Annotated in this window: 11 protein-coding genes, 2 tRNA genes and 1 other RNA gene; 12 read left to right on the top strand and 2 right to left on the bottom strand. The window is 40.3% G+C overall.

What is annotated here, in order from left to right; translation table 11 throughout:
- Both ACO4R2_RS01180 and tsaB read right to left on the bottom strand, forming a co-directional pair.
- On the bottom strand, positions 1 to 510 hold the full coding sequence (locus ACO4R2_RS01180; RefSeq protein ID WP_311489916.1) for a DUF4290 domain-containing protein: 510 nt from the start codon (positions 508 to 510) through the stop codon (positions 1 to 3).
- Entirely contained in the window at positions 511 to 1,200 is a 690-nt protein-coding gene (gene tsaB, locus ACO4R2_RS01175) for a tRNA (adenosine(37)-N6)-threonylcarbamoyltransferase complex dimerization subunit type 1 TsaB (protein WP_311489917.1), read from the bottom strand.
- 112 nt (positions 1,201 to 1,312) lie between these two features.
- On the opposite strand from tsaB, the gene rnpB reads away from it, so the two are divergent.
- The 12 genes from rnpB (at position 1,313) to ACO4R2_RS01115 (ending at position 13,145) form a co-directional block, all read left to right on the top strand.
- Positions 1,313 to 1,669, top strand: an RNA gene (rnpB, locus tag ACO4R2_RS01170) — RNase P RNA component class A.
- A 682-nt stretch (positions 1,670 to 2,351) separates the two neighbouring features.
- Positions 2,352 to 4,049 (top strand): energy-dependent translational throttle protein EttA, encoded by a 1,698-nt coding sequence (gene ettA / locus ACO4R2_RS01165; protein WP_484768874.1) that lies wholly within the window; start codon positions 2,352 to 2,354, stop codon positions 4,047 to 4,049.
- Positions 4,049 to 4,576 (top strand): 5'-methylthioadenosine/S-adenosylhomocysteine nucleosidase family protein, encoded by a 528-nt coding sequence (locus ACO4R2_RS01160; protein ID WP_484768873.1) that lies wholly within the window; start codon positions 4,049 to 4,051, stop codon positions 4,574 to 4,576. Before ettA ends, ACO4R2_RS01160 begins: the two co-directional genes overlap by 1 nt.
- 290 nt (positions 4,577 to 4,866) lie before the next feature.
- Complete coding sequence (locus ACO4R2_RS01155) at positions 4,867 to 5,430, top strand: DUF6359 domain-containing protein (protein ID WP_484768872.1); 564 nt, start codon at positions 4,867 to 4,869, stop codon at positions 5,428 to 5,430.
- A 107-nt stretch (positions 5,431 to 5,537) separates the two neighbouring features.
- Positions 5,538 to 5,624 (top strand) — tRNA-Ser (locus ACO4R2_RS01150).
- A gap of 9 nt (positions 5,625 to 5,633) precedes the next feature.
- Positions 5,634 to 5,705 (top strand) — tRNA-Glu (locus ACO4R2_RS01145).
- A 72-nt stretch (positions 5,706 to 5,777) separates the two neighbouring features.
- Entirely contained in the window at positions 5,778 to 6,437 is a 660-nt protein-coding gene (locus ACO4R2_RS01140) for an HD domain-containing protein (protein WP_484768871.1), read from the top strand.
- 215 nt (positions 6,438 to 6,652) lie between these two features.
- On the top strand, positions 6,653 to 7,942 hold the full coding sequence (locus tag ACO4R2_RS01135; protein ID WP_484768870.1) for a GLUG motif-containing protein: 1,290 nt from the start codon (positions 6,653 to 6,655) through the stop codon (positions 7,940 to 7,942).
- Between the two features lie 109 nt (positions 7,943 to 8,051).
- The gene (locus ACO4R2_RS01130; RefSeq protein WP_484768869.1) at positions 8,052 to 10,115 is read left to right on the top strand and encodes a S8 family peptidase; all 2,064 of its coding nucleotides are present in this window, start codon (positions 8,052 to 8,054) and stop codon (positions 10,113 to 10,115) included.
- A 345-nt stretch (positions 10,116 to 10,460) separates the two neighbouring features.
- Positions 10,461 to 11,108: an HAD family phosphatase gene (locus ACO4R2_RS01125; RefSeq protein ID WP_311489924.1), complete on the top strand. Its 648-nt coding sequence runs from the start codon at positions 10,461 to 10,463 to the stop codon at positions 11,106 to 11,108.
- 41 nt (positions 11,109 to 11,149) lie between these two features.
- Positions 11,150 to 11,968: a 3-methyl-2-oxobutanoate hydroxymethyltransferase gene (gene panB, locus ACO4R2_RS01120; RefSeq protein ID WP_484768868.1), complete on the top strand. Its 819-nt coding sequence runs from the start codon at positions 11,150 to 11,152 to the stop codon at positions 11,966 to 11,968.
- On the top strand, positions 11,949 to 13,145 hold the full coding sequence (locus ACO4R2_RS01115) for an MFS transporter (protein WP_484768867.1): 1,197 nt from the start codon (positions 11,949 to 11,951) through the stop codon (positions 13,143 to 13,145). The genes panB and ACO4R2_RS01115 overlap by 20 nt, the downstream gene beginning before the upstream one ends.
- Positions 13,146 to 13,230 lie beyond the last annotated feature (85 nt).

The raw sequence follows: 13,230 nt of genomic DNA, 5'->3' as shown, positions 1-13,230 counted from the left end.
TTATAAACTCAGTTTGCCGTCACTGTAAGTTTCAAGATCGCGAGCCACCTTATTATCTGTAGCACTGCCACCTTTCCATGCAGCTAAGTTACGTTTCATACGATTAGCGATAAGCAGAAGCCTGCGTTCTCTCTGTTCGTCGTCTGGTTCTGTACTGAGAATCTTAATAGCATTTTCAATCAAGCGACCATAATGACGATAGCGAATAGAACCTTGAGGGTACGGTAACTTCTGCGGACGGCTCCCTTCTTCTCTTTTGCAAATTTCTACAGGATAGTCAATTTCTAATTTATACTTTGCCATATAGGCAAGATGATCCCAGAGTTTATGTGTAAAATTAGGGATATTCTTCAACTGTGGATTCAGTTGAGCCATGATGCGTACAATACGCTGTGCATACGCTTGCCTCTCTCTGCGGTCTTGTATGTTGCAGGCGTGCTCCACCATCTTCTGTATAAGTCGGCCGTACTCAGGCAGCATCAATTTCTCTTCGTTTGTGTTGTATTTCATTTAGATGAGTTTCTTGGGTTGTGTCGCAATAAATTGTTTCAAATAAAATGGTTCGAAATATGCAACATCTTCAAACTTCTTTCTTACCCATGCCTTTTCAGCAAGTGGAAACATATTTTTTGCATCGGGGACAATATCCGAAATAAAATGTGCATTGGGGTGCTGAATGACACCTCTACATTTCTCTGCTCCATTGCCAAAGAAATAAACAGGGCCCTTATCTAGAAAATCCTTGTAGGTATTCTCATCCACTATATCAGCAGCCGTAGGGCGTACCGTGTTAAGCGCACGATCATAGATACTTGCATAAACTTCCATGCGTCGAGCATCTATCATAGGGCACAATAGAGCGTTTTCTTCTATCTCGTGGTATAACAGAACAGGAACGCATAGTAACTCTAACGTAGGAATGGCAATTAGCGGAAGATCGCGGCCATAACAAATACCTTTAGCTTCACTTACGCCTATTCTCAGTCCCGTGTAAGAGCCTGGCCCCATACTCACTGCAACTGCATCGAGAGGAATTGCATGGTTATCGGCAAACGAGATGGCATCACGAACCATTGGAGCAAGTACTTTGGCATGATTGAGAGCTGTTCCATCAAATTCTTTATAGATACTTGTCCCATTTTCAGACAATGCAACGGAACAGACTTGTGTGGAAGATTCAATATGTAGAATGCAAGACATATAGCTACTATGTTTTGAACAAAAATTTGCTGCGAAGTTACAAACTTTCTATGAAAAATCCCAACGCTTTTGGCTAATCACTCTATTTTCCTTAATTTTGCTGACCGAAAAAGCAGTTGAATGGTCCGTCGTGGATAGTCTTTTTTAGACTAGACGAGGAAAGTCCGGGCAGCATAGGGTGCTCCGCTTCTTAATGGGAAGTTGTCTGCGAAGGCGAATAAACGTAGAAGAAAATAACTGCCTCTTTCGGAGGTAAGGGTGAGAAGGTGAGGTAAGAGCTCACCAGCAATGTGGTGACATGTTGGCTGTGCGTATCGGAGGCTGAAAGTTCGCGTAAACTGGCGCTTGAGGGCGACCCGCTCGAGCCAGAGGGTAGAACGATAGAGCCTATTGGTGACAATAGGCCAGGATAAATGACGGGCACATTCTTTGGAATGGACAGAACCCGGCTTATAGTTTAACTGCTTTTTCTTTTTGTTTTCAATCATTTATCTAACTTGCATAGATTGAAAGCTTACTAAAGCAAATGTTCTATAGGAGTTTGATGTGGAAAATAAATCCCACACTCAGACAGATGTAAACAAGGTTTCTCTAAACTACTATTTGTAAATATTTTTCGCATCCTACGGCCTCGAGAATCGCTCAAAATCCAACTTCTTTGCCTGCGAACGAAAAGAACGCTAATTTGAAACATTACGAAAAAAGACTTATTTTCAATTTCTCAAGGAGAAATTTTATTTTCTATACTACAAATTTTATTTTCTCCTTGACAAATTAAAAATACAATAAGGGAATTTTCAAATACGATAAGGCTATTTGCTGACATCTTTATCGTGTTTTCGAACGGAATAAAGAAAAAAACGCCTTCATCCTATAGATTTTACCGCAAAGTTGAGTTACGATCTGTAGAAAAATCACCTTTTTCTGGCAAAATAAGAACTCCTTCTTTAACTTTTTGTAAGACTTTCATCCAGAGTGAGTATTTACACTGTCAAGAAAAAAGAATAAAATTATTGATAGATGTAGAAGATACATAAACACAGGCTGATGTTTCTTTTATTTCTACGTCCAACTAACGTTGTTTGCTCTCTCTTTCAAGTTTGCTACTATATTAGTATCTTTGCAGCCACTAATTAAAACTCGAATTCGCTATGCCAACAGCAGACGACAAGAAAGTTATTTTTTCTATGGTTGGATTATCCAAAATAATCCGACAAAACAACAAGCAAGTACTTAAAAATATTTATCTCAGTTTCTTCTATGGAGCTAAGATTGGTATCATTGGTTTGAATGGTGCAGGTAAGTCTACTCTTCTTAAAATCATTGCTGGACTTGATACGGACTATCTAGGAGATGTTGTCTTTGCCCCTGGATATACCGTAGGTTATTTACCACAGGAACCGCAGTTAGACGACTCTAAAACGGTAAAAGAACTTGTGCAAGAAGGCGTTCAAGAACAAGTTGACGCCATGAAGGAGTACGAGGCTATCAATGATAAATTTGGTTTACCTGAATATTATGAGCATGAGGACAAGATGAACGAACTCTTTGTCCAGCAGGCTAAATTGCAGGACTATCTTGATTCACATGACGTATGGAATCTAGATAGTCGCTTGGAGCGCGCTATGGATGCCTTGCGTTGTCCGCCTGTTGACCAGAAAGCAGAGAGTCTTAGTGGTGGTGAACGTCGCCGTGTGGCTCTTTGCCGTCTGCTTCTGCAAGAACCAGACATTCTTCTCCTTGATGAGCCTACCAACCATTTGGACGCAGAAAGCATCGACTGGCTTGAGCAGCATTTGAACCAATACAAAGGTACAGTTATTGCAGTTACCCACGATCGTTATTTCTTGGACGATGTGGCAGGCTGGATTCTTGAGTTGGACAGAGGAGAAGGTATTCCTTGGCAGGGTAATTATTCCAGTTGGCTCGAACAAAAATCTCAGCGTATGCAGCAAGAAGAGAAAGTTGCTAGTAAACGCCGCAAGACACTTGAGCGAGAATTGGAATGGGTACGTATGGCGCCTAAAGCGCGTCATGCAAAAGGTAAGGCTCGCTTGAATAGCTACGACAAACTGCTCAATGAAGATCAAAAGGAAAAAGAGCAGAAGCTTGAAATCATGATTCCTAATGGACCACGTCTTGGTAACAAAGTTATTGAAGCCATTCATGTGCAGAAGTCCTTTGGTGAGAAAACATTGCTCAATGATTTAAACTTCATGCTTCCGCCTAACGGCATCATTGGTGTTATAGGTCCAAATGGTGCAGGTAAGACAACTTTGTTCCGAATGATTATGGGCCTAGAGAAGGCCGATGCAGGAGATTTTAGTGTGGGCGAAACGGTGAAGCTGGCTTATGTAGATCAGCAGCACAAAGATATTGACCCTGAAAAGTCTGTATACGAAGTCATCAGCCAGGGCAATGAGCTTATGCGTCTTGGAGGGCGCGAAATCAATAGTCGTGCTTATATCAGTCGCTTTAATTTTAGTGGTGTAGACCAGCAGAAGAAATGTGGCGTACTTTCTGGAGGTGAGCGTAATCGCTTGCATTTAGCTTTGGCATTGAAGCAAGAAGGTAATGTGCTACTCCTTGATGAACCTACCAATGATATAGACGTGAACACACTGCGAGCACTCGAAGAAGGCTTAGAGGCCTTTGCAGGTTGCGCCGTAGTTATTAGCCACGACCGTTGGTTCTTGGATCGTATATGTACGCATATCCTAGCTTTTGAGGGTAATGGTGAAGTATTCTTCTTTGAGGGCGGATTCTCCGACTACGAGATAAACAAGGCAAAACGTCTGGGACAAGAAGCTTCTAAGCCTATTCGATATCGCAAGTTGATGGAAAACTGATGAAAATAGTTGTAACTTTTGCTATAGAGGAAGAGGTTATAGATGTCCCTCTAAAAGATGCCTTTATCGTTCCTATCGTGACAGGTATTGGTAAAGCTAACGCAGCATTTTCTCTAACGCGTGCAGTTCTACTTGAAAAGCCTGATATGGTTCTTAATATTGGCACAGCAGGCACACAGAAACACTCTGTAGGTGATGTCTTTGTTTGTGACCACTTTATAGATAGAGACCTTTCACTCCTCAACCTTCCTGGAATTACATCAGAGTTGCATACAGAGCATCTTCTCTTCAATCCGTATGGAGTAGTCAATACAGGCGATGACTTTGTCACAGATAGCGAAGTTCTGCACGGGGATGTCATCGATATGGAAGCCTTTGCTGAGGCTTTGGTCTGCAAAAAAATGAATATTCCTTTTGTTTCTGTCAAGTATATAACGGATGTTGTAGGGAAGAACTCTATTAGAGCTTGGGAAGAAAAACTTTCTGACGCACGTAAGGGGCTGCAACGTTTCTTTGAATCATGCTAGAACAATCATATTACGAAGAGTAGGGGAGTGTTTCTTCTTACTTAGCACTTCTAAACAAACTTCGTTTTTTCATATTTTTTGTGTTTTACTTATAGTAAATCGCGAGTGCTATATAAACGTGTTACTATGAAAAAACATAGTAATACGTTTATTCTTTGATTCTCGTAAAGCAGTATTTCCCAAAGAATAGAAGGAATATTTTTGTCATTTTCTAAAATTCTAAAAAAGCATCTTTATTTTATCTTTTTCTCTAGAAAAAAGTTTAGTTTTGCAACATACACTGTTATCCTATGGTACACAAAATCTTATCACTCCTTATTTTTAGCCTCTTTTTCTATAGTTGTGGTAAAATAGACCTACCCGATCCTCCGAAGAAAGGAGATAAAAACGAACCAGGAAAAGTAGACCCTCCACATCCCTCTCAACATTCAGACACTATATCTGTTACGGAGGCACTAACGATGGCTAATGATTCCACCTATTATACAATAGTGGGGTACATCGTAGGTTATGCCAGCAGAGGACATAAAGGTTTTGTTTTAGACTTACCTTCTGAATCTGTCGCGTGTATTTTACTCGCAGATACAAGGAATAGCACAGATTATCTGCTTCCCATAAATATAGGTAGTCCCAATACCGAATCTCGAAAACAGCTGGATCTTTATATCCACCCAGAGAACCTAGAACGCAAAATAATGGTTAGCGGATATTTAGAAAAATACTATGGAGTGCATGGGATAAAGAAGCTTCGAGCTTTTGAATTTCTTGAAGATACAGATTCTGTTTCGCAGCAGGGGAAGACCTCACAACTTCCTATATTAGATACTCGAGAGCAGATTTTAGAGGGAAGATAGTAGATTTTTATATTTTTTTCTACAAAATCTTTGGTAGATAAAAATTAAGTTCTACCTTTGCACCGCGTTTGACAAGAACGCTGGTTAATTCGCTTAGCGGAATCCAAGGAAGTTTGGGTGAGTGGCTGAAACCAGCAGTTTGCTAAACTGCCGTACGGGTTACCGTACCGGGGGTTCGAATCCCCCAGCTTCCGCTAATATTTGGCGCTTTCATCTAACGGTTAGGATACATGCCTCTCACGCATGGTATACGGGTTCGATTCCCGTAGGCGCTACAAGAAAGAGAATCCTAGTGATTCTCTTTTTGTTTACATCTTGTCATGAATAAAACTTAAAACAATAATGCTATGACCAATGAAGAAATGCAAAAGAACAAGGAGATCTTCCAACAGTTGTGTAAAGAATTTATAAAGCGTGAGGGTATTTTGAATCTTCTTGAATATCTTAATACAACTGACTTCTATGTAGCTCCGACTTCCACTAATTATCATTTGAACGAACCTGGTGGACTTTGTAAACACTCCATCAATGTTTTCCAAACGGCGTGTGGTATCTATGATGCAATTCTTGCTCCAGCTCTCAAAGAAAAGCGTGCTTGCTTTACAAAAGAAATAACGATGGAGAGTATTGCAATTGCAACACTTCTCCACGATCTTTGTAAGGTGGGACTCTATCATCAGACTGAGCGTTTCAAGAAAGATGAAAATAATCGTTGGGTAACATATCTTGGCTATGAAATTAATGACAACTTTCCTTTAGGCCATGGCGAGAAATCCTGCTTGCTTCTTCATAGCTATATGAAACTAACAAAAGAAGAGATGCTCGCAATACGTTGGCATATGGGGGCTTTCGATTTAGGAGAACAGGGTTCTTCTAACCGTTTTAGTTTCTATAAAGCCCTCGAGCTTTCCCCTCTCGTAACACTTGTTCATGCTTCTGATTTTCTTTCTTCTAATTGTTTAGAACCTACACGAAACTGGAAGGATTTAATCATACGCTATAGTTAAGAGAGGAGGATTGTTTATTAGTTGTAAAACAGTTTTTCTAATTTTTTATAAAAAGGTAATGGGACAGTTTTGTTTCCCTCTCTTTTTCTTTGTGGTATCTTTAAGTTATGATATATTTGCAAAATATCCTCTTTTCAAAAAGTCGTTAGACTTTTGAGTGAGGATGTGTTGGTATTGTTAAGTAATTATTTAATTCATTTTATAAACATAACTTTATGAAAAAATTCTACTTTTTATCTTTGATGTTTGCCTTAGCTCTACAGGCAACAGCACAAGTTTGGGACGGTGTGACCAGTCAGGTATGGACACGAGGTGAAGGTTCGCAGAGCAATCCTTATTTGATTGAGACTCCTGCACATTTAGCTTATTTTTCTGCAAGTATAGGTCGTGGTGAGGCATATGCGGGTAAGTATTTCCGCTTAGTTAACGATCTCAATATGGGCGATAAAGAGTTTCCTGTTATTGGCAAATATAATAAAAGTACAGACTCGCAAACTCAAGTGACTGTAGATAGTTCTTTCTACTTTAAGGGTACTTTTGATGGTAATCATAAGACTATCGACCATCTCCTAATTACTAAAGCTCCTGCTGCTACTGGTTCTATTGCAGGCCAAGCTCTTTCTTTGGGCGGTGTAGCTCTCTTCGCGTGCTCTACTGAGGGAACAGTTATTAAGAATGTAACGATTGGTGCAAATTCAATGATAAATGTAGACGGAGAAGTAGTAGGCAGTATTATCGGGAAGATGGAAGGCGGTTTATTAGAAAACTGCGTTAATCTTGGCACTGTAAAAGCTGGTACTATAGGTGGCGGATTAGTTGGAGCTACTACAGATGGTAGCATCATTCGCTATTGTGCCAACAAGGGAGTGGTTACTGTTGCTGGTATGGTCGCTGGCGGTATAGTTGGTCAGATTGAAAAAGGTACTACAATCTTGGCTTGTTATAATGCTGGTGCGGTGACGAGTGGTTATGTATATTGTGGTGGTATAGTAGGTGTTACTTACGATAACTCAGTAGTAAAAAATTGCTATAACACGGGCAAAGTAACGGCGGTTAAAAACTTCTTGAGTACGCCACATGCCATTATTGGCGATAATGATGCAGGAAAGACAACCACGGCTGATAATTACTATGTTGCAGCGCTTTCTGGTGTTGAGGAACCTCTTGCTACAGCAGTTACAGAAGCTGAGTTTAAGTCCAATGACATGATTGAAAAACTCAATAAGAATTTGGATGCAACTGTATTTGTTGCTGACAGTAAGAATAAGAATGGTGGTTTCCCCGCATTTGCATGGGAGCAAAGCGAAGTAACAGGTATTGCTGCAGCACAGATTCAGGCTAATATTGAGTTGAATGGCCGTAATATTTCTAGTTCTCAGTTGCTCACTATTTATGATTTGAGTGGTCGTGTTGTGGTGAAGGGTAATAACGTAACATTGCCCGAAGGTGGAATCTACTTGATTTCTGCTCCCCAGCAACCTACAATGAAAGTTCTTGTGAAATAACCTCTCACATCGTAGATAGTATAAAGGGCTGCCGGCTCTTTCCGCCGGAAGTGTGGAAAGAGTTGGCAGTTTTGTTGGTTCTTAATTTATCCTCTTTATTCTTTTCGTTATGCGAAAGATTTTTCTTTTAACGGCATGTTGCCTCTCTCTCTCTCTGCCGATGCGTGCGCAACATCATATAGTTCTTTCTTCTAAGTTAGACGCGCGGGCTGCACAGCTCCTCTCTTCTTCTCGATTAGAACAATCAGCGAATATCGTTCATGCCTATATCACCTTAACTGATGATGCAGCAAAGGCGCAACTAGAGCAACAATATAGTATTCGTTTCAATGTGAGATGTGGTGATACTTATACGGCAGTCATTCCACGTTCTGCCTTGTCAGCTGTAGCAGCAGATGTGCGTGTTAAAGCTTTGTATGTTGGCGAGCAAATGAAATTGATGACAGACGAGGTGCGCAAGCAAATTCATGCTGATGCCTTGCAGTCTGGATCAGGCCTATCTACATCTTATACGGGAAAAGGCGTACTCATTGGTGTAATAGATATGGGCTTTGATTTTACTCATCCCAATTTTGCTGATGCCACAGGCCATTGCCGTATCCTCAATGTTTGGGATCAAAATGCTGTTGTTGCCCCATCGGGAGCATACGGCTATGGAAGTGTCTACAACTCCCCAGCTGCGATAAAAGCGGCCGCTCATGACAATACATCTGCTACTCATGGTACGCATGTAGCAGGTATTGCTGCAGGAAGTGGTATTACTCTCTATGGTGGTATGGCTCCTGAAGCTGACCTCGTATTAGTTTCTACGAATAGAACGGAGCAGGGAATTGTTGATGGTGTGGACTATCTATTGAAGTATGCAAAGCAGACTAATCGTCCTATTGCTATCAATGTGAGTCTTGGTACTATGATGGGTTTTAAGGATGGATCAGGACTTATGGCACGCATGGTGGATAGCCTCTTAACTGGTCAGCAAGGTTGTCTTATGTCTGTAGCTGTTGGCAATGAGGGGAATCGTAACTCAACATTGATAGGCCGTTCTGTAAAGAGTGTTTGGAAAGTTCCCGCAGCTGGGGCCGATCAACTTTTTGTAGAGACACGTCCTGGCGACTCTTGTAGCGTCCGTTTATTGTTGAAAGATAAAAATAGTAGTGAAGTATTTTTTGATCATACATTCTCAACTGGGAAAATATGGTCTGAACGCTATGACTCATTCGGAAGTGCTGATAAAACACGCGCTTCACTTGTAGCCTCTTGTATTAAAAACGATGTAACAGGAGCTTATGCTATATCCTTCCATGTGGGTTACTCGCAGCAATCATCTGAGGAATGGAGCGTGGAGATAGAAAGTACCAATCAGCGGGTTTTTGCTTATAGTAACAATGGCTATTTCTCAGCTGAAGGGTATGAAGGCTATGTTGATGGAACGAATAGTAGTACCGTAGCAATGACTGCCACTGGCAATGAGCCTATAGCTGTAGGTGCAACTGTTTCGAAGAATCGTTATGTCAGTATTTCTGGCGTAGAGACCATTAAGCCCTGGGCAATCAGCGGACGCTATCCTCTTTCTGCTTTAGGTCCTTGTAGCGATGGCCGCATAAAGCCTGATGTGGTAGCTCCAGGAGCTTCCGTTGTTTCTTCCTATAATAGTTTTGCTGCAGCCCGCACGGTTAAAGGTGCTGATGTTGTGTATCGTAAGACTGTAGGTGGAAAAACGTTCTATTGGTATGTAGAAAATGGAACTTCTATGGCAGCTCCTACAGTTGCGGGAGTTATGGCCTTATGGTTACAGGCGAAGCCAACTCTGACAGCCGCAGAGGTGCGTACGTTGTTGGCTAAGACTTCCTACTATAACAGCAGTATGGGACAGTTGCCCAATAATCAATATGGTATGGGGCAAATCAATGCGTTGGCAGGTATGCGAGAGTTGCTAAATACAACGAGTTTGTCCGAGATACCTACTACGGCTTCAGCTCTTTACGCTTACGATGCTGTAACAGAAATGCTTAGTACACAAGCTACACGTTACATTTTTGTATATAGCATAGATGGCCAGCTTCTTTTACAAACTTCTCACCAGAATCTATCTCTTTCAGGGCTTCCTGCTGGCCTCTATCTCGTGCGTTTGATAGGTTTACAGGGGGAAGAAATCATCAAGCTGCGTAAATAAGTTATCGTTACTACAGAGTTATAATAAATAGCAGTAAACCTATATTCTGGAGAGATCTATTTATTAGATTTTGCTGTTTCCTTATGATGTAAACACATACTTAGAATTGCGTTGCAAAATTTTCTTTATATGATGATTTTCTTTCAAAACAATGAGATAAATTGTAGCTGGATAAAAGAAGCAAAGAATATGTTTGCCTTTTATTTAAGGTGTAGAAGAGAGTTGTTAGGTCTATAGAATGTAGTATATTTGCAGTTGTAGAAGAAGTAAAAAGAATGAAGTGCGAGAACATTGTCTTTATTAATCGATGTCTCGCGCTTTTTATAGTATTTTATTGATATTAATATGCAACAATTTATATATCTTTTCGATTGTGATGGAGTGATTCTGGATACAGAATCCCAATATAGTAAGTTCTGGGCACATATTGGAACACTATATTATCCTCAAATGCAAAGTTTTGCTGAAGATATTAAGGGAATGTCTCTCGTAGATATCTTTGATCGCTATTTTCCTGATGCATCACAGCAAAAAGAATTAAAACTACTTCTTGATGTATTCGAAGAGTCGATGGAGTATGCATATATTCCAGGTGTGGAGGAGTTTCTTAAATCTCTACGAGATAAAGGACTGCGTACAGCCTTGGTTACAAGTAGTAACCACAATAAGATGGCTCATGTTTATGGCACTCTTCCAGAAATAAGAGATTACTTCGACTATATATTTACAGCTGAAGATATACAACGCTCAAAACCAGCTCCCGATTGTTTTATAAATGCTGCTAGAAGATTTGGTGTAGAGCCACAAAATTGCATTGTTTTTGAAGACTCTATCAATGGACTTACTGCTGCGAAAGAAAGTGGGGCTAAAGTGGTGGGGCTTACTACAACAAATACAGAACAAAAAATTATGTCTTTCTGCAATCTAATTCTTCCTAGCTTTATAGGGCGAACTCCAGACTCTATTAATGCTCATTTTGCTTTCTTATCATAAATGAGTAATTTTGCGCAGAAATAAAACTAACTAGATAGTATATGCCAGGATATTTGGTTGAAGACCAAAAAAAAGTAACGACTCGGAAAATTCGAGCTATGAAGGCAGAAGGAAAGCAAATAGCCATGCTGACTTCTTACGATTTTACAACAGCTAGAATTGTTGACCAAGCAGGAGTTGATATGATACTTGTAGGCGACAGCGCTTCAAATGTGATGGCAGGCAACGAGACTACAATTCCCATTACCCTTGATGAAATGATTTATCATGCTCGCTCTGTAGTTCGCGGAGTGAAGCGCGCTCTTGTTGTTTGTGATATGCCTTTCGGTTCATACCAAATAACCACTGAAGATGCCTTGCGTAATGCGGTTAGAATCATGAAAGAAACAGGAGTGGATGCTCTGAAGCTTGAGGGTGGAGCAGAAATTTCGGATTCAATTAGGAAGATGGTTACAGCAGGTATTCCTGTTTGTGGGCATTTGGGACTCACCCCTCAAAGCATTCATAAATTTGGCGGCTATGGTGTGCGTGCTAAAGAAGAAGCTGAAGCTATAAAACTGATTTTGGATGCCAAGGTTTTGGCTGAAGCTGGATGCTTTGCCATTGTTGTGGAGAAAATACCAGCAGATCTTACGCAAAAGGTCGCAGAGGCAGTTTCTGTGCCTATAATTGGTATTGGTGCAGGCTCTGCGGACGGACAAGTTCTCGTTGTTGACGATATGCTTGGAAAAAATGAAGGTTTTCGCCCAAAGTTTCTTCGCGTGTATGCAAATATAGCACAAGTGATGACAGATGCTATCGGGCAATATGTGACGGATGTAAAATCAGGAGATTTCCCCAATGAGCAAGAACGTTACTAACGAGTTAGAGAAAGTCTATCAAAAACGAGAAGGTGCATCGTTGGCGGTAGTGCTAATGTGCTTAGCCAATTTAATGCTCAATGCATACGTATATTCGTTAATCCCTATTATATATATGCAGTGGGGAGTGAAAACTACCATTTTTAGTATCTCTACCTTTACGATTGGACTTTTTCTTATAGGACCTTTAAACTCATGGTTTGTCGAAGCATTTCCTCGTAAAGCCGTTTGCCTAAAAAGTATCTTTTTATTGTTGCTTCCCTCTATTCTGTGTCTCTATGCAGTAGACTCCTCATGGGTGATACTTGTTTTAGGAGTTCAAGGGTTCTGTTTTGCTACTGCTCAAAATGCATTGTGTAATACGCTTATCAATGATTTGCAAGTATCAAGAAACAGAACGCGTGGGGACAATCTTCTCAATAAATTTGGGCACTTAGGGTTACCTTTGGGGTGGCTCTTAGGATTCTATTTGCCTATATTTTCAAAGCACTTTAGTACGATACCTATTTTTAGTTTTGCTGTCTCAGCTTCACCTATTATGATTGCTTTTTTAGCCGTGATTCTTATTCGGGTTCCATTGAAAGCTCCCATTCATGTTAGAGTTTTCTCAAGCGATCGCTTCTTACGCTTTTCTGCTTGGCCACTTTTCTTACTTACAGTTCTTGCTGCGACAATAGAAGGAGTGTATATCGGTTGCGGTCTTTCCTGGAATCCTGAGATGGTAGCTGCTAACGCCTTATATCTTGGAGGAGGGTTTCTAATTTCATTATTGCTTCAGAAAGTGGTGTTTGCAGATGCTGATACGCGTGCAGAATTTGTGAGTGGAGTTATTTTCATTTTAGGTGCATTATTACTCTTCTTGCACCCACTTGCTATAGTACATTCTGCTTCTTTTTTGCTTTTTGGTATTGGCACAGGTTTGCTTTCGGCTCGTCTTTTGATGTATTTCTTAAAACTTTCAGGACATTGTCAACGTGGTACTTCTCAGAATACGCATTTCTTAGGTTGGCGTCTAGGTTTTGCCGTAGGTGTTATTGCAGGAATTACCATAAATAATAATAGCATAATTTATATTTCGTTTGTTCTATTGGCTATACTTTTTGCTATCTATTTGATTCTCATACATCCTTGGTTTGAGAAAAATAAGGATCGAGATTTTAAATTTAAAGGCTATTAACAATAAAAATAGAAGTTTATAGGCTTTCTCTTACTATCAAAATATTATGCACGGATAAGTTGGGGATTTCCAAGAAAAAACTTTG

The sequence above is a fragment of the Alloprevotella sp. genome, assembly GCF_057240785.1.
The sequence above is the reverse complement of the archived record's forward strand: the minus strand, read 5'-3'. Positions and strand labels throughout refer to the sequence as shown.

What these genes read in the sequence shown, in the direction of transcription:
- ACO4R2_RS01180 (WP_311489916.1), bottom strand. Translation starts at nt 510, where the DNA reads ATGAAATACAACACAAACGAAGAGAAATTGATGCTGCCTGAGTACGGC.
- ettA (WP_484768874.1), top strand. Translation starts at nt 2,352, where the DNA reads ATGCCAACAGCAGACGACAAGAAAGTTATTTTTTCTATGGTTGGATTA.
- tsaB (WP_311489917.1), bottom strand. Translation starts at nt 1,200, where the DNA reads ATGTCTTGCATTCTACATATTGAATCTTCCACACAAGTCTGTTCCGTT.
- ACO4R2_RS01130 (WP_484768869.1), top strand. Translation starts at nt 8,052, where the DNA reads ATGCGAAAGATTTTTCTTTTAACGGCATGTTGCCTCTCTCTCTCTCTG.
- ACO4R2_RS01140 (WP_484768871.1), top strand. Translation starts at nt 5,778, where the DNA reads ATGACCAATGAAGAAATGCAAAAGAACAAGGAGATCTTCCAACAGTTG.
- ACO4R2_RS01125 (WP_311489924.1), top strand. Translation starts at nt 10,461, where the DNA reads ATGCAACAATTTATATATCTTTTCGATTGTGATGGAGTGATTCTGGAT.
- ACO4R2_RS01160 (WP_484768873.1), top strand. Translation starts at nt 4,049, where the DNA reads ATGAAAATAGTTGTAACTTTTGCTATAGAGGAAGAGGTTATAGATGTC.
- ACO4R2_RS01155 (WP_484768872.1), top strand. Translation starts at nt 4,867, where the DNA reads ATGGTACACAAAATCTTATCACTCCTTATTTTTAGCCTCTTTTTCTAT.
- ACO4R2_RS01135 (WP_484768870.1), top strand. Translation starts at nt 6,653, where the DNA reads ATGAAAAAATTCTACTTTTTATCTTTGATGTTTGCCTTAGCTCTACAG.
- panB (WP_484768868.1), top strand. Translation starts at nt 11,150, where the DNA reads ATGCCAGGATATTTGGTTGAAGACCAAAAAAAAGTAACGACTCGGAAA.
- ACO4R2_RS01115 (WP_484768867.1), top strand. Translation starts at nt 11,949, where the DNA reads ATGAGCAAGAACGTTACTAACGAGTTAGAGAAAGTCTATCAAAAACGA.